Below are 17678 nucleotides of genomic sequence, written 5' to 3'. Positions count from 1 at the left end.
ACGCAAATGGATGTCGCGTACTAAAAATGGCACATTTATCTTAATATTGGTGGTGTTATTTGTACTTTGGCAGACCGAAGTCAGCAAATTTGCATTGTCAGTAACAGCCATCGCAATTGCTTTAGTCATCGCCTCAAAAGAGATTATTCTGTGTTTTACCGGCTCAATACAACGCGCGAGTTCACGCTCATTTGTGATTGGTGATTGGATTGAAGTGGGTAAGATATACGGTGAAGTGATAGAACATAACTTAATGGCCACAGTGATCCAAGAGATTGATCTGGACCAAGGCCAATACCATTACACAGGTAAAACCGCCACGCTGCCAAATAGTATGTTTTTTACCTATGCGGTTAAAAACCTTAATTTTATGAAACGTTACGTTTATCATAATATTACTATTACTCTGGTGCAGTTTGTTAACCTGTATCCGCTGTTTCCTGGACTCACTCGTCAAATAGAACAGCATTGTGAAGATTTTATTGAAGTGGCCAAGCGCTACAATAGCGTGATAGAAAAACACGCCGGTGTCGATTTACCGGGCAGTGAACCACACATTCATATTACCAGCGGCATAAATGGTGAGCAGAATGTACATATTATGATTTTTTGCCCCACTGAACGCGCGATACATTTAGAGCAGCTCATAAGAGAAGACTTTATGATTGCTTTTCAAGAACACTTTGGCTAATCCAGTTAACACTCTGTGGCGGTAATGATTCACACCGCAGAGCATGACGAGTCTCAGTGTCATACTGAGGCGAGTCATACTACTTCATTAAGCTTTAATGCGGCTAACTCTTATGTAAGCAGTGTTATTCACGACCACATTAATATTACGCGTCAATCCGGGTTTTCGTCTGCTGTTACAGACTATTATCGGCTAGATGTTGCTATGCGCTTACACTAACACTTGGCGGGTATTGGCAATATAGTGATGGATCTGAGCTTCTACTTTTGAGTCAATCATCTTTTCAGGACCACGACCTTCAGGGCAAGGCATACGCGGTGTCGTGCCAAATACTCGGCATATCAAAGGGCGTTCCTCATACACTTCACAGCCATTAGGGCCTAAATATACGCAGTTCCACTCATTTAGCGCGGCTTCATGTTCTGCGGCCGTTTTGACTGGCAGGCGCGACATTTCTTCAGACGAGGTCGTTACTGGGCCACAGCAATCGTGACAACCCGGCACACATTTAAATGAAGGAATACGCTCGCGGAGAAGATCGACTATCTCTATGTTACTGTTCATTAATGACTCATTGGTTTGCGATTACCCATCATTATAGTCTCATCGCCAATGAACTAAAAGCGGCAAGGTGTTTAAGTGGCTAGACTGGTAAATGTATCTGTTATTGGTAGTCGAATCTTTGCTGATAACAGGTGAGGCGCAGCCGAGCCCGATTAACATAAACCGAGCGCGCCATAACGCCTTTAATCAAAACTACTTTTTAGAAAATTTGATATAAATAAACAGTGACAGCAGAATCACTCCGCCACCGATAAGCTTTTGTACCTCAACCACTTCATTAAGAAAGCTAATAGACAAGATTAATGTCCAAATGGGTTCTAAAATCATGATCAATGAGGCCGTTTCTAGTTTAACGTTAAACTGGCCAAGGGTTTGTAACAGGTAGCGCACGCTGGTGGCAATGACAGTGGACACTGCAAACCAAAAGAACAGCTGGCCATTGAGTTCAAAATGCTCAGGTGACACCAGCGCCATAATCACACTACCAGCAACCCCCACCATAAATAATTGAACGCAGATGGATGTTAATGGCTTTATATTGGTCAGAACTCGCTTGTTAAGTACAAAATGTAATGACAGTAAGGCCGACGACAATAAGAAAAACCATTGACTGTTATCCACCTCCCAGCCCGTTGTGATGGTCAATAACATAATACCAATGCAGGCTATAGGCAGCGTTATCCAAAACATGCGGTTAGGTCTTACTTTGAATAATAGCCAAGAAATAAATGGCGCAATAATCATTGCTAAACTCATGATAAACGCGCCTTCAGACAGGGTATCTGAAATGGTAATCGCATGTACCCATACTTCAATCGATGCCGCTAACACAAGGCCAACGCCACACAGCGCGGCAATCTGTTTGCCTCGCAGGGCTAAAATCTGCTGATAGCAAAATGGTAATAAAATCAGGCTGGCGATTAAAAAGCGAGCTGCAATAAACACCTCACCAGGCATATGTAAAATAACAAGTTTAGAGGCTATCCAGCCTACACCAGCAAGCATAGTGGCCAGTAATAAGAATAGTTTGCCGCGTAAAGCGTCTGTTTTCATCGATGATATTTCCAGCATAGGGGAGGGAAAGGGGCCAAGAGTTTGGCACCGCTCAATGATACAGGATTACGCAAAGACATAGGTAAATGAATTGGTTGAAATGGGCATAAAACGCTTATAAACGTCAGTCAAAACCTTAAGTTAGCCCGCTTAGCGGTGTAGTATCTTAGTGACTATCTCGATGACTGTCTCGAGTCAGTAATCGCTAAATAAAATCGGCCTAAGGATGATGATATTAACCCCTTAAGCTGAGGTTTATATACCTGCACCATCATGTAAACTTTGCTTGTGGGAATGTTTGGCTTTACTTTCATAGCGGGATATTTCATCAAAATCAACTTGCGGTAGGCACTCAAAGCCAGGTTTTGCAAACAAATAGCCCTGCATCAGGTCAATTCCAGAATCGCGCAACCAGAGCATTTCTTCGATGGTTTCTACGCCTTCGGCTAACGAGGTAATGTTAAGCTCAGCAAACAAGTTGACACAATTTTTAATAATAGCTTGCCGGGTACTATCCTGGTCGATATTACGAATAAGCTTCATATCAAATTTTATGATGTTGGTTTGAAAATCAGCCAATAATCCCAAACCGGCATAGCCAGAACCAAAATCGTCTAGTGCGGTGATAAATCCTGATTTTTTATAATACTCAACAATACCCTTAACAAATTCTGTATCGCTGATGTTCTCATTTTCAGTAAATTCAAACATGATTCTATTGGTTGGAAAACCATACTCTTTCGCGGCTTCTAAGGTGGTTCGAATACAGCGCTCAGGTTTATAAATGGCATTGGGAAGAAAGTTGATACTAAGCATGGAGTCTAGTTTGAGCTTAGCAGCCAGTGCGATGGCTTTCACTCGGCAAAGCTGGTCAAATAAATAACGATTATCATCATTGACTTGATCGATAACGGAAAAAGCAGATTCATTTTGTAAACCGCGAACTAATGCTTCATAGCCAAATATAGTATTGGTTTTACAGTTAATAATTGGCTGAAAAGCCATGGTGAAATCAAAATCAAGGCTGCTTTTATCAAAACATTTATTACAAGAAAATCTGTCATAAATTATCGGCTTTGTTTCCATTATCGCAACCTCACTAAATATAACGCCCGCTTAAGCTATGCAGTAACGCAACCTAGGTTTTGCTTAACGTCGTACTGATTAAAGTACAAATGCAGCAGGTTACAAATTAACTTAAAGTGTTCGTTGAATTAAGCCGCTATGCGGCAAGAAGAAGATAAACACATCTTCATTGTGTCGTAGTCAATATTGTAACTATCGACTTAATTAATATTGTCTAACTATGCCTATTAATACCAAAGTATCATAACGATATTAACGATACAGTCATCAAAACAACATCTTACCAACTTACACCTGTAAGGCAAGCCAGCAGTAAATATCGCTGGATATTATTTTGTATTTAAGTGTAACCGGTTAAATTAGCCTCAATATCATGGTCAAAAAACATAATACGCCCACTATTATCGACCTAAAAACAGCCTCAAACTTATCCTCGACCATATTAAGCGGTAAATTGATTAATCGCACCCGCCCACAAAGCCAACAGCCTTGATAATACGCGTTCAATAATAAGCAAACATTAGGCAAAAAGTACGCTGAGTAGCCACACATTCAAGCCGCCAGATATTAGAACGGCAGTTGCTCACCGCTAAAATTGTAAAACTCACCCGTGTTAGCAATCGATAACTGGTTAATCACCTTTATAATCCCCAATGCAGAATCATTAACTTTAACCCGTGCAGCGCTGCCGCCCATGTCAGTTTGAACCCAGCCAGGATGAACCGATACCACAGCAACATTATCATCAACAAGTTCTTTAGATAAATTCACCGCGAGCATATTGGCAGCGGCTTTAGACATTCGGTAACCATACCAATCGACGCCTTGTGGTTCTGTTAATGATCCTTTGGACGATGAGATAATAGCGATTTTACATAAACGTGTTTTATTCAATAGGGATAATAAACAATGGATTAAAAATAATGGCCCGAGCGCATTCACTTTAAAGCACATTTCAGCATCAGCATAATCGATAGCATGAATACTGTGATTATCGCGATCCAAATAGCCCGCATTATTAATGATTAAATTAATACTAATATTTTGCTGGCAAAGATTATTGGCTAAACGGTGAATGGTATCTGGGCATGTGATATCCATTGATTCAATCAATAATTTATCAGCAAACTGCCCCTGTAACGACATTAGCTCAGTCGTTGTGGCATCATCGCGACAGGTCGCAATAACCCGACAGCCGTTAATAAGGTATTGCTCAGTTAAGGCCAAACCAATGCCTCTATTTGCACCTGTAATTAATACCACTTGGTTATTCATTTAACACCTCAAAATATATCCTTATACGCAGCATTTCTGATAAATATGCTATATAAGTTATTGATTAATATCATTCTACATTATAGCGGTTTGGACGTTGCAGCAATGCTTAATGTATTGAGCGCGGCGGCTATTTTACTCATAACCTTATCGCAGCCTGCAATGTTATGACGCTGCTTAAGGTACTGCGGATTGTTATACGACAGCCAAACCTTATTATCGGCATCTTCACTAATCAATGCCTTTTGGGGCAAGTCAATTGCCGCCAGTTGGTTACACTGGATTAATTGAGTGCCAATGTTCGGGTTGCCAAACACAATCACTTCAGTTGGTCTTAGCGTTAAATTAACCCCTGCCGCATTTTTCTGATGATCTATTCTGGCAAAAACCGTAAACCCTTTATCTTTTATAATCGACTCAAACCTATCAGCGGTTTCTTTGGCCGAGTAATGGCTTTCAACAGTAATAAGGCTTTCTAGCGCCAGGGCATGAGTTGAGGCTATCAAGGTGATAAGGGCTAAGGAAATATTTTTAATCATAAAATTACCTATTAGTTATGTTTGATCACTCGTGAGATGGCAGCCTAAACTCGGACAAACAAACAGGTTAACAAGATGGTGAAAAGTACTTATCTCAGCCTTTGTTCTTCGCGAGCGATATTAATATGAGCTAAGTTTAGGTTAAGTAACCGAGCTATTTATCAGCGCGGCGCTAATTTTACTGCGGTACCAAAAGCCATTATTTCCGACGACCCATCCATAATGGCGCTTGTTGTAAAGCGGATACCCACAATCGCATCGGCATCTTTTTCTGCTGCACTAGCAACTAAGCGCTCAATGGCGACATCTCTGGCATCACTTAACATTTCGGTGTAACCGCGGATTTCGCCGCCGACAATGCTTTTTAAACCAGCCATAATATCTCGGCCAATATGTTTAGATTGAACAACATTACCCGTTACAATGCCGACAATCTCGATAATATCCCGACCAGGAATGGTTTCTGTTGTGGTATAAATCATAAATCCTCCATAAAAAATTGCGCTTAAACCACTGTACTGTGAACAGGGTTAAATAGACATTCAATGAGCGATACTTAAGATGCCCCAAATACACCGGCTTACTCTTTAGGCGCATATCGTCATAAACAGTCGTAACGTATACGATCCATTAAGTGCTGGTGGCCGTACTAAGCCACTTAATCGGTTCTTAATGGACCACTTAATAGAAGAGTAAAATAAACTCGGTGATTATGCAGTGCTTTTAATTTAATCTGTTTAGCCTTATTTTGATTAAATAAGCATTTAAATGAATAAAGGTTAAAAATTTACCGAGGGTAATACTTTTATTTTTGCATAAAGCTGAATAAAAATGCTTATCGCATACTGGTGGATGAGGTTGCGCCAAGGAGACTTTTACCACCATTAGCCTTTTTATTGCACGGTTGATGGCGTTAAACATGGCATAATTACCCACTGAGTTCAGCATTCGTTTTTTTGTAAACGTGTTTATAATCGCTTTCGTGTAATAGAGGTTTGTTTGGCTTCACATCATTCATTATTAAATCATCAGCGTCATTTTGAGCGAATTGGTCCCGATTATCGCAATGGTGATTCGGTGAGCTTTTTAGATATCAAGCACACCTTTGGTTTACAGCACATAAGAGTGGGCAAATGGGTTAATCGCGAGGAGTCGGCATTAGCGGCTAACTTGATATTTGACTCATTAGCCGATCTGGCCAATATACTTTGCGTACCACCAGAGCTAATTGGTTTGCGCGGCAGTTTACGATTTGCCTTTGGCCATGGCGGCCAAAAGGGCGTGCAGGCACACTATTCACCAGCATATCGAGAACTGGCGTTAGCCAAAAATGCCGGCGCAGGATCGTTAGCTCATGAGTTTTGGCATGCGTTCGATCATTACATAGCCGACAAAATGTTTGTTGATGACACTCTACTGAGCCAAGATGAGTACATGAGTCCGGCTAACCGGTATGCATGTGCTACCGACCATTGGCTTGCAGACAAAGCATTAGTTGCTCATCCACTGAACCAACAATTATCTAAGCTATTTGAAATCACTTTTTTAAACACCAATGGCCAAGAGCCACACGAGTATGTGAGACGGTCAATCGCGTTAGATAAACTGCAAGCTTGTCATTACTTTGCCAAACCAACCGAAATGATGGCGCGCGCATTCGAAGCCAGTATTGAAATGTACTCACAGGCTAATGCCGAAATATCTAATCCATACCTAGTTAACAGCACGATTAACTCACCTTTAGCCAAACATGGTGCTTACCCAGATACCCAACACCGCCGTGAAATCTATCAAGCACTATTGGCCTATTTCGAACCCTTAGGGTTAGCGTTTGATAAACACAATCGGGACAGTCAGCCAGCGCTTAATGTATAGCCAGGGATAGATAAAAAGACTTGAACCAGCTAATGATTGAACGAATTGACATGCTTTTGAGATCTGACGGTCTATCTGTTAGATATAAAAAAGGCCTAGCGTTTAAGATAGGCCTTGGTATTTGATTGCTAAAGCTATCCAAGCCAATCGGGCTGTGACATAACCAATAGCGGTTAGCTAATGCCTTAACGCTTTTTGTACACAACGCCATCTTTCATAACAAAAGTGACGTTTTCCATCAAGCTAATGTTATCTAGCGGATTGCCATCAACAGCAATAATATCAGCCAAGAATCCTGCTTTAATTTGACCTAAGTTGTCTTGTTTTATCAAGGCGGCACTATTTATGGTTGCAGCCTGAAGCGCTTGAACTGGCGTCATACCAAAGGTGACCATGCGTGAAAATTGCTTACCATTGTCTCCATGGGGATAAATCGCCGCATCTGAACCAAACACCATCTTAGCGCCTGCCTTAACGGCTTTTCTAAAGCTGTCACGCTGGGCTTGTGACACCTGCTTTTCTTTATTGATATTGGCTTCTGGTACGCCGTTAGCGGCACCATAGGCGAGGGTGTATTCGGTGTTATAGATATCGCAAGACAAGTAAGTGCCTGCTTTTATTGCCATCTTAATGGCTTCATCGTCCATAAAACTACAATGCTCAATACTATCGATACCCGCGCGTATCGCATCTTTAATGCCACTAGTGCCATGTGCATGGGCGGCGATAACAAGGCCGCGCATATGCGCTTCATCTGCGGCAGATTTTAGTTCTTCGTAAGTCATTTGTTGCGCACCGACTTGAGTACCTTTAGAAAAAACTCCGCCAGTGGCACAGACTTTAATCGCATTGGCACCGTATTTTATGTTTTCACGTACTTTGGTACGCACTTCCAAAGGACCGTCGGCAACACCTTGAGCTTTAGCATGGGCTTCTGGAGCAGGGAAATTATCATCGCAATGTCCGCCGGTGATACCAATTGCATGGCCTACGGCCCAAATACGTGGACCCGGAATATCGCCAGCATCTATTCCATCTCGGGTGGCAATCACTGAATAGCCAGATGCACCTAAGTCTCGCACTGTGGTAAAGCCTGCGAGCAAGGTTTTCTGAGCATTTTTAACCGCTTTAACAGTCTGTCTTGGTACTGAATAATTCATCGACTCTAAAAAATTATCTTCAGCATCGCCAGATAAATGCACATGCATGTCCATCACACCAGGCACCAGCGTTTTACCTTTAAGATCAATCAAGCTGTAATCGGCGTTATTCGTAATGTTTGCCGCGGTGGTAACCTTAACGATGTGATTGTTAGAGATAATTATCGCTGCATTATCAACGCTTTTTCCTTTAGCTACATCGATATAGGCATCGGCCAAAATCAAGGTGTCTTGGGCAAACGCCGGAGTAATAAAAGTGGTACCTAAAATTAGGCTAAGGGAGAATGAAATTGCATTAATCTTATTGTTTTTTAAAGGCATAGTTATTTTTAAAATCCTGTGTTGTTATTGTTATGCATTTCATTATTAATTGAACCAATAAGGGTCAGAACTGAGGTTAGCGGTGCAAAAAATCAATGATGAGGGCTAAATTATATTAACCACTTGTTAAATTTAATCGTAGTTATTTTATGTATCAATTTGTATTAGCTGATAGTTATCGGGTGAGCGGTTTTAGCATGATGAAGCGAGTGTTAATGCTGAGATAAAACCCATAAAAAAGCCACTCGAGAGTGGCTTGATAAAGAGTGATTTATTACTAAAAATATATTATTTATACCAAATCAGACTTATCCAGAACCAGCTTCAATCTCGCAAAGGTGTTCATGGTTTCATTGGCTGGCATAGGTGTGAATAAATCAAGTTACGATGGAGTATTTTGAACCTTTAGGACAAGGGGTTGCTAAGCAAAACAAGTGATGGTTCTTCAAGAAAATACCAAGATTATGCTATGGATTGTTGTATTTTATTGAATTTTTCATAATTGTAGAGTTCAACTTGTGTTAATATTTTTACAAATAACTTATCGATAAATACTAGTATGATCTACTTTGATACCGCAGCCTCATATCCTCTATTGCCTGAAGTTAAAATTTCTCTGATGAATGCTTTTGAGACATTTTATGCAAATTCAGCATCCAGTCATTTGATGGGCTCTATTGTCCAAAAGGAAATTGATCAAGTAAGAGAAAAACTAGCTGATTCAATCGGTGCTTATCCAAGTGAAATTGTGTTTACTAGTGGCGCAACGGAATCAAATAACATCGCTTTTAAAAGCTTGCTGTTAAGTGGTGACATCCCAGCAGGAAAAACCCATATAATCACATCCACCATTGAGCACAAGTGCGTATTAGCGATATGTGATTATTTTAAATCGATTGGTTTTGACGTTACTTACATCAAACCTAATGTAGATGGCATTATTTGCCCTAATGATGTTAAGGATGCCATTAACGAAAAAACGGCATTAGTGTCAATAATGCACGTCAATAACGAATTAGGCACAATTAATCCGATTGGTGAAATTGGTAAATTATGCTCTGAAAACAATGTTCTATTCCATTCAGATGCAGCCCAGAGTTATGGGAAAACAGAGATCGATGTCGATGATTTTAATATAGATGTCATGTCATTTTCCGCTCACAAAGTAGGTGGCCCAAAAGGCACTGGCGCGATCTACATTCGAGATTTACGCCACAGGAAACTTTTGCCAGTTATTCACGGCGCTGGCCAAGAGCAAGGTTTGAGAGGCGGAACAATTGCTGCGCCGTTGATTATTGGTTATGGCACCGCGATTGATTTATTCCCGAAATATTACCAATCGTTTTCTGAAATGCGCATAAAAGAGTACTTAATTGAAGGGCTCATTAATGAAGGGATTGGCTTTAACATAAATGGCCAAACTAAAGCTTTACCTCATTGTTTGTCCTTAACACTATTGAATACCAACGTAGCGTTAATGATCAGAGATAATGATCAGAGAATTAGTTTAGCTCAAGGTTCAGCTTGTTCTTCAAAAGAAATTGAAGCTTCGCATGTATTAACATCTTTAGGTTTAACGCGTGAACAAGCTGAAGATACTATTAGATTAAGTTTTGCACTTGATGTGACATTTGAACAAATTGATATATTTATCAAAGCTGTAAAAAAAGCGACTAGATAGTCGCTTTTTTTATTTATTTGTAACAGGTTACACACGCTCCGCCACCTTCGGCTTCATCGTATATGTCGTCTAGTTCACCAAAATTACATACACCACCGAAATCACCTAATAAAGCGTTACTACGTTTCTTTTTATTAAAACGAGCGACCTTTTTCTCATGGTTTTCAATGATACGTTTCTGTACTTCTGGATCTTCTAAAGTTTCAAGAGGTTGACCTTGGCCCATCCAATAAAAGCGCTCACCTGTAGTGCTATTGTTGTCATCACCTTTCTCAAAAGCTTTTGCTTCTTCAAATAATGTAGGGTGCTTTTCCATCAGCTTTACCCATTCAATTTTTCGTTGATAGAAGCAAAAAGTACAACCCGAACGTGAGCGCCACTTGTAATATTCAGGAAGCTCTAATCCATTACGTTGAAGGATATTTTCAATATCACTTCTAACAATGCCATGTTCTCTGAAAGGAAATACAGACTCAATAGGTTTCTCTATGGTCATGTATCCCGTTCTTTCTGGCTCGTCAGCTCGAATTCCGACGTAGTTTTTAATCTTATAACCATCACTAATAAAACTATCTAACCATTGTTCAAATGGTTTTAGTTTCATTTGCACGGTACACCAGCGATCACGCTGTGAGGGCAGGTAGTTACCATGCTCTTTTAACAAGTGAGCAAAGTCTTTTTCGCCACGACCTTCAATATTGTTCAATGATCGTGCATTTAAACGGTGAATATACCCCAGCTTTTCTTCAAGCTGATCAATAAACTCGTTGGTTTCTGGCAACTCGTAGCCTGTATCAGTAAAGAAGTATTCAACCTCTAATTCTGGATACGTTTCTTTGACAAATAATGCTAAGGCGCTACTGTCTTTGCCACCAGACAACCCTAGAACATGTTTAACTTTTTCAGTCATTAACAACCTCTGTTCCGCTTTCACTTTGTTCCATCAAATTTGTTAGCAAGTTAGTTAAAGCGGCCAATTGTTTCTCTTTAGATAAATCAGAGAAAGACGACTTTATTTTTTCTACAACTTGCAAAACGTCGCTATCCATTTCTAAATCGTACTGTATAAAACCACCAAATTCTTGATGCTTACCTTCACTATTGGTGGTGATGAATGCCAAAGGTTTTGAACTACCTTTGGTTTGTAAATTACCAAATGATTCAATACGTCTAAATTGAACACATAAGTTCTGTAATTCATCTAAGCCGTTACGAAGATGTTTATCGGTCCAATTACGCTCTGGCGCACCCGTTGCAAGATTAATAACAAATTCAAATTTACTAGGATTATTAATGCACTGGCCTATTCGTTTAGCAAGCTCTTTGACATTAGGTCGCTTAGCTATACCCTCAACAAATTCGCAACGTGTTTTAAGATTGTTATTAAATTCTTCACCTAATGTATCAATGATTATTTGTCTGAATCCGTTATATAAAATATCATTTTGAGCACTTAAATCTTCAATTGCCGTTCTCAGCTTATAACCCAATTGATCTTCTAAAGCTGGGTCATTTTTATCAAAACCAAAGACAGCAGGTAAATCTTCTAAGATAAGCTTAAACGGATCGCTCGCACCAATAACTTTGTTTCTAAAGTCTCTTGCTTCTTTAGTTAAGCCATTTTGTTGGCTGCCGCTAAAGCTCTCGCCGCTGGTTTTTTTAACCCAAGATGGTAGCTTATGAACTATTCCAACAATGTGCTTAGCTATATTCAAAATAGCACTGTCAGTCTTAGCATTTCCGATTGTAGCTTGAGCTAAATTCTCTAACAAATGACTCTGAATATCTGATATTTCAAAGTATCGTACAGCAGCTTCATGTGGATGCTTATAGATTTTATTAACCAGTTCCTCATCTAATTCAGGAATAAAAATAAACTGATTTGTAGAATCCCAATCATAAAATGCAATCTGTCCTTCCAGTGACTTTAACAACGCTAGTCCATAGATACGACAAAGTCCGGTTGTTAAACCAAAAGGTGGCAACATCCAACGTTCATATAACTGTGCGATGGAAACATGTGCTGTGGTTGAGTTCTCTTTAATAAAAGTAAAACCATCCTGCCAAAGTGCATGCATCTTTGGATTAGCATCTTTGGTTTCTTTACTCCATGCTTTGGGGAATAAATAACCTTCAGGAGTATAGTTATGCCAACCTTTGCTCTTTAAGCAGGATAGATATAAGCCTTTCTCTGGAGGGAAGCTATTTTCATCGAAGCCTAAATCTTTTTGGTTTCCATTTACAAACATTGCATTCATCAATTTACGAATGGCACTGTTTGCACTACCAGAAGGTTTAGAGCGGTTAACTAATTCATTAATTACAATTGGTGCTTTGTGATAGATTTCTTCTGCTATCACAGACGCTAATGAAGTAAGAGGAGATGAGGGCGGTAATGGGTTATCCCAATGCGTCCACTGTGCATTTTTGTATATATGTTGCAGTTCTTTTTCTACATTTTGTTGAGCAAAGATGATGCGGTTTTCTAACTCGTTCTTGGCGATCAAGTCATGTGTAATTTTCTGCTCATCTTTAAGGATTTGCTTAAGTGCTATCAGCTCAATTGCTGCTGTTTGTAAAATGCTAAAATCGTCATACTCACCGATAACGCAATGGCTTAAGTCTGATGCAATTTCTTTAAATTTTTGCGTCACATCGGGTGATACCGATAAGACAAAAGTAAGGAAAGCTTCGCCTGTTTTCGGTTCAGAACAAAGCTGTTCAAGTAACGACTTTTCGACTTTATTGATGAGCTTGGTTGTTGCCCATCGCATTGTTCCTGTTTTGTGATAGTGTGCTGTCGCTAATATATTTTGCGGTAAGTCACAAACGCTAGTCCAATCAACACCCTGACTAACGGCTTCAACACGCTCACTTATCAATGTGTTGATATCGATATCACTACCTTGGAAAACAAACAAAGCATCATGTTTCTGTCGGTAAATAATGACAGTCCATGTTTGCAAATCATCTAAAGCTTTAGCTATTTCTGTATTTTTATAACCGCGATTTACAAAGTATTTCTTTAAAAAATCTTTTTTAGCATGTAATTGATGATGAAAACCAAATATCGTCAGTAACGAAATAACCTTAGTTATAGAAACATGTAGCTCACTACCTTCTGCTTTTTGCTCTGCGCGATAAATCGCATCACAACCTTCCAACCAAGCCTTACTATCATGCGATGTAACAATTAAGTGATGCAAATTATGGTGAAGGTAATCCCAATACATTTCTGGCCTGTATAAAACTAGGTCATCTTGAGGTTGCGTATAGTTATCTTCTAGGAACTCACGAAAACCATACTTTTCATGTGATGCAAGAAAACCGAATAAGCTGCGCTCATTTTGTGAGAAGCGGCGTCTTGAAACAGGGCCTAAAAGTAAACTGACGATAGGGTCAAGTGGCAGAGTATCGGTTAATGCACCAACATTCCGATTTTGATTCGCGAAAGTACTGCTGACGACATTTACTAACTTTGAATACTTGCTTTCTATTTTTGAAGAAATTTCAGCTGATCGAGTTATAGAGTCACCAACGAGGATTAATGATTCGTCAATTGATGGATTAAAACTAAGATCTCGATAGCGCCCCTGAACTTTGCTCCATTCTTGCTGAGTTTTAGCATCTTTATTTTTAGCGTAATCAGAAAAAGCTTGATGTAAGAAACCGATCATCAATACAGGGCGATTAGCTTGTTGAACTACGTCAGCTAATGCTTGGAATAAATGTAAGTCCTTATTAGCGCGTGATTGATAATCTAAAGCCTTGCCCATTTCATCGAGTAAAATTAATACGCCATCATCATTACTTTGCGTTGAAGACAGAACCAATTTAATTTCAGAAAGACATTCATCGTCAGTTAAGTCTGCAATTTTATTCACATCGTGAGTTATATCAAGTGCAATATATAAACTTTGTAAAATGCTGTTTGCAGGTGACTCTAAACCACAAACATGTTTAACAGTTTTCCAACCAATATTGATTGCAAATCTTTTCTGGAATTCAGACAAAAGGACAGGTGATGATTGTAACTTTGCCGTAGCGTACTCGCGTAACTTAGTATCAGTAGATAATAAACATGATAAAAATAACGCGACGGTAGATTTACCAGAGCCATAAGGCCCTGTAATGGTATATACCCTTTGTGCATTAGCGTCGTATTCGCGACTGACCGTATCAAGCACATTAACGGCAGTACCATGAAGAATAAAATCGTCAATAAAGGACCGTAAATCTTCGCTATCACCATCAATACGGGTAGAGCTTTTATAACGTTGGTTGATAGTTATGAGTGATTCAGTCATTTTTAGTGCCATAATATTGATTCAAATAGTGAGTGCTATTGGTCTTTGCATATTCAGAAACGTTGACTTGCCTTAACCCTAATGAATCGACCCACGAAATATTGTTATCAGTAAAACCCTGAACTTCATCGAGTTTTTGCCCTAATCCAGATTCAGACAACCGGAATATTCGACCGGGTGAACAGGGTTTACTTAATAATGAGTCGAAATCAACAGTGCTAACTTTAGAGTCTACTGTTTCAGTTTTAAAAAACTCAAGTAGAGCATAAGTAAATATTTCAATCGGCAGTTCAGGACGTTCAGATAGATTGCTAATGTAAAAACCGCCACCGTTGTCTTGTATCAAATTTAATTCAGACAAAGGTGAAATAAAATGATCTTCATCTATGCTGATACTTTTTTTCGATGGAGTAGCTTTGAGTTTTTTACTATAGGTATTCAAAAAGCAGTCAATATCTTTCTTGATAGTAGATATATTACCTAGTTCACTATCAACGAGTTTCTTTGCATCTTCAAAACAATCAGCGATTAGCTTTGTTTTTTCAAAATGTTGCACATTTGCGAAATTAAAAAAGTAACGGTAAGCCGTCAAATGTTCAACATTAAAATTTAACCAGAAATGAACTAACCAAATTGAACCAGGCAGTTCTAGATAAGGATCTCTTCCATCCTCCAAGCTTTCACCACCAAAAAGATATTCGCCATTTTGTGACACAGCATGAGTAAATGAATTATTTGATCGTTCAGAATGAATCACGTTAGAAGCTTCAGCCCAATACTGAATAGCTTTAACCATATTTTTACCAACACCAAGTTCGACTATCGATTGACGAATACTGTCTTCATCAGAACTTGAAAATTTACCATTTGAATTCAAATGATTAACTGCCTTGAATAGCCATCCATAGCGCAGAGGGAAAGTGTCATGACCTGTAAACTTAGCTTTCATCGCTTATTAGTGCCTCTGGAGAAATTGTCCAGAGGCGATACTAGCCTGATTTTGAATATAACGAAAGAACTTTATCCTAAAGACTGTTCATTTGCACAGTGCTTTTTTTTAAATTATTTTTTTGTTGTAGTAAACTTGTCAATACGGTAAATTCATGAATGCAAAGAACAAATATGTTGTTTATTGTTATAAGGGGTCTTGCTTTAATCGACAAGGAATTGATTTAGCACCTAGCTGCCGAAGAATAAAGGATTATGATGTTAACAAAAATATTAGCAAATTTTTCTCAAGATGAACTTTTAAGCTTTTTACCGCTGGACGCTATAAATTTTGCTCTTGCTATAGATTCAGACAAGCATCAGTTAAGTGAAAGCGTAAATCATTATAATAAGCAAAAGTTAGTTGCATTAGTTGCTAGTGCAAAAAAAGTAAACTTTTTGTTTGAAGAGTCTCTTCGAAAACAATTGATTGAGCGTCTGTCCCCGCAATTATTTATTGAATTATTTCCTGAATTTGAAATTGATCAAACACAAGTTAAAGCTAAACATTATGATGCAGCGATATCTTGGTCAGAAATAAATCCATATCACTTTGCGTCTCGTTTAGGATTAAATGCTTTATATGTAAGTCAAGTTGAACAAAAAAGCCTTTTATCAGGTATTTCACGAATCGAACCAAATTATTCGCTGTATCCATATCAGCAGGATATATCACAACAAGTATTCACTAAATTAAATAACGGCTGTAATAGAGTGCTTTTGCATCTGCCAACAGGTGCAGGGAAAACTCGTACCGCAATGAATATTGCGTCAGAGCATTTACGTCAGGATAGTAAAAATGTCGTACTGTGGCTTGCTGATAGAGAAGAGCTTTGTTCACAAGCATTTAATGAATTCTCTAAAGCATGGCAGTCACTCGGTAACCGACCTACCACTCTTTATGGCTTTTACTCTACAGCAGATGAAAGTTTAGGCGGGATTGATTCTGGATTTGTTGTTGGTGGTCTCCATAAGTTTCTAAGCTTAAGAAGTAGTAATGCACGAAATATCAAACTTCTATATAGCGAACTGTGTAAAAAGGTAACATTAGTAATTTTTGATGAAGCACACAAGGCTGTTGCCCCAATGTTTAAAGAAGTAATTAATGATTTTATATTAAACCCTGAATTTCATGCTGATTTAATTGGGTTAACGGCTACACCTGGCCGGAGTTACTCTCCTGATGGCCTGTCTGATGAGGATGCTTTACTTTCTAGTTTTTTTAATAACGTTAAAGTATCAATGCGGGTATCAGGATATTTATCTCCAATTGATTATTTAGTGGAAAAAGGATATTTGGCTAAAGCGAATTTCAAACCTTTAACATATGATTCTTCAGCGATCACAGCTTATGAGTTAAGAGATGCTGGTGGTGCAGAAACAATGAAGACGCTTGCAGACAATGTTGAGCGGAATAGGCAAATTGTCAATACGATTATTGAGGAGTGCGAAAAGCAATCTCAAATAATTGTATTTGCTTGTACCGTGGAACACGGTGTGAATCTTTCTATGGCGCTCAACTATCAAGGTATTAATGCAGCTTCTATAGATAGTAAAAATGATTCTGCAAGTAGTCGACGTGCCAAAATTGAACAATATAAAAACAGTGAGATTCAAGTTCTCGTTAATTTTAACGTATTAACAGCAGGTTTTGACGCACCAAAAACCAACGTAACAATAATAGCTAAACCAATGAATTCTCTTGTTCAGTATTTGCAAATGGCAGGCAGAGCAATGCGGGGTATTAAGAGTGGTGGAAATAATGAGTGTAATATTTATACAGTTATGGACAATATTCCAGAATTTCAAAGTATAAGTATCGCTTTTGGGTATTGGAACGATATGTGGATTGAAAAGGATTAAATGAAATGGAAAACAGATTCCTAAATGCTGGTACCGTAATTGAATCACTGAGAGATAATGGATACACCAATACAGCATATGCCTTAGCTGAGCTAATCGATAATAGTTTACAAGCTAAAGCTACGCGCGTGGAGTTAGGTTTTATTGAAACTCAGAGTGGTGTCGGAGGGAAAAGAACACCTTACACTGTTGATGCAATTACTCTTTGGGATAACGGTATAGGTATGTCGCCTGAAACATTACGAATTGCTATGCAATTTGGTGGTGGTAACCATA

15 protein-coding genes are annotated in these 17678 nt (G+C 38.9%); 5 read left to right on the top strand and 10 right to left on the bottom strand.

The window, feature by feature from the left end; all coding sequences use genetic code 11:
• Positions 1-691: mechanosensitive ion channel family protein (locus tag H5185_RS15730; RefSeq protein ID WP_182742578.1), on the top strand; the 691-nt coding region annotated here is incomplete at its 5' end.
• A gap of 210 nt (positions 692-901) precedes the next feature.
• Here the strand turns inward: H5185_RS15730 and H5185_RS15725 are convergent.
• The 6 genes from H5185_RS15725 to H5185_RS15700 all read right to left on the bottom strand — a co-directional run bounded on the left by H5185_RS15725 (position 902) and on the right by H5185_RS15700 (position 5690).
• Entirely contained in the window at positions 902-1255 is a 354-nt protein-coding gene (locus H5185_RS15725) for a YkgJ family cysteine cluster protein (protein WP_124014788.1), read from the bottom strand.
• A gap of 192 nt (positions 1256-1447) precedes the next feature.
• The gene (locus H5185_RS15720) at positions 1448-2308 is read right to left on the bottom strand and encodes a DMT family transporter (RefSeq protein WP_124014789.1); all 861 of its coding nucleotides are present in this window, start codon (positions 2306-2308) and stop codon (positions 1448-1450) included.
• Between the two features lie 255 nt (positions 2309-2563).
• Positions 2564-3394 carry an EAL domain-containing protein gene (locus H5185_RS15715; RefSeq protein ID WP_124014790.1) on the bottom strand — a complete coding sequence of 277 codons (831 nt, stop codon included), beginning with the start codon at positions 3392-3394 and terminating at the stop codon, positions 2564-2566.
• A gap of 567 nt (positions 3395-3961) precedes the next feature.
• Positions 3962-4669 (bottom strand): SDR family oxidoreductase, encoded by a 708-nt coding sequence (locus tag H5185_RS15710; protein ID WP_182742577.1) that lies wholly within the window; start codon positions 4667-4669, stop codon positions 3962-3964.
• Positions 4670-4749: 80 nt separating this feature from the next.
• A complete protein-coding gene (locus tag H5185_RS15705) occupies positions 4750-5208 on the bottom strand; it encodes a DUF302 domain-containing protein (RefSeq protein ID WP_182742576.1) in 459 nt (152 codons plus the stop codon).
• A gap of 161 nt (positions 5209-5369) precedes the next feature.
• Entirely contained in the window at positions 5370-5690 is a 321-nt protein-coding gene (locus tag H5185_RS15700) for a heavy metal-binding domain-containing protein (RefSeq protein WP_124014792.1), read from the bottom strand.
• A 517-nt stretch (positions 5691-6207) separates the two neighbouring features.
• On the opposite strand from H5185_RS15700, the gene H5185_RS15695 reads away from it, so the two are divergent.
• A complete protein-coding gene (locus tag H5185_RS15695; protein ID WP_182742575.1) occupies positions 6208-7083 on the top strand; it encodes a CLCA_X family protein in 876 nt (291 codons plus the stop codon).
• A gap of 185 nt (positions 7084-7268) precedes the next feature.
• Here the strand turns inward: H5185_RS15695 and H5185_RS15690 are convergent, their stop codons facing one another.
• Positions 7269-8564 carry an amidohydrolase family protein gene (locus H5185_RS15690; RefSeq protein WP_182742574.1) on the bottom strand — a complete coding sequence of 432 codons (1296 nt, stop codon included), beginning with the start codon at positions 8562-8564 and terminating at the stop codon, positions 7269-7271.
• 559 nt (positions 8565-9123) lie between these two features.
• On the opposite strand from H5185_RS15690, the gene H5185_RS15685 reads away from it, so the two are divergent.
• A complete protein-coding gene (locus H5185_RS15685; protein WP_182742573.1) occupies positions 9124-10245 on the top strand; it encodes a cysteine desulfurase family protein in 1122 nt (373 codons plus the stop codon).
• A gap of 13 nt (positions 10246-10258) precedes the next feature.
• Here H5185_RS15685 and H5185_RS15680 read toward each other — a convergent pair whose 3' ends face one another.
• From H5185_RS15680 to H5185_RS15670, 3 genes are read right to left on the bottom strand one after another with little or no spacing between them, the layout of a single operon-like run.
• Positions 10259-11155: a phosphoadenosine phosphosulfate reductase family protein gene (locus H5185_RS15680; RefSeq protein ID WP_182742572.1), complete on the bottom strand. Its 897-nt coding sequence runs from the start codon at positions 11153-11155 to the stop codon at positions 10259-10261.
• Positions 11148-14552, bottom strand: coding sequence for a hypothetical protein (locus H5185_RS15675; protein WP_182742571.1), 3405 nt, complete (start codon positions 14550-14552; stop codon positions 11148-11150). Before H5185_RS15675 ends, H5185_RS15680 begins: the two co-directional genes overlap by 8 nt.
• Entirely contained in the window at positions 14545-15501 is a 957-nt protein-coding gene (locus H5185_RS15670; protein ID WP_182742570.1) for a DUF4007 family protein, read from the bottom strand. The genes H5185_RS15675 and H5185_RS15670 overlap by 8 nt, the downstream gene beginning before the upstream one ends.
• 257 nt (positions 15502-15758) lie before the next feature.
• Here H5185_RS15670 and H5185_RS15665 point away from each other — a divergent pair, with 257 nt between their 5' ends.
• Together H5185_RS15665 and H5185_RS15660 are read left to right on the top strand one after the other, a co-directional pair.
• A complete protein-coding gene (locus H5185_RS15665; RefSeq protein ID WP_182742569.1) occupies positions 15759-17402 on the top strand; it encodes a DEAD/DEAH box helicase in 1644 nt (547 codons plus the stop codon).
• Positions 17403-17407: 5 nt separating this feature from the next.
• Positions 17408-17678, top strand: a 271-nt coding sequence (locus H5185_RS15660) for an ATP-binding protein (protein WP_182742568.1), incomplete at its 3' end; no start/stop codon positions are given.

Source organism: Shewanella sp. SG44-6 (assembly GCF_014164185.1).
In the GTDB taxonomy this organism is placed as follows: Bacteria; Pseudomonadota; Gammaproteobacteria; order Enterobacterales; family Shewanellaceae; genus Shewanella; species Shewanella vesiculosa.
Note: the sequence above shows the minus strand (reverse complement) of the source record. Positions and strands in the feature narration are given on the sequence as shown.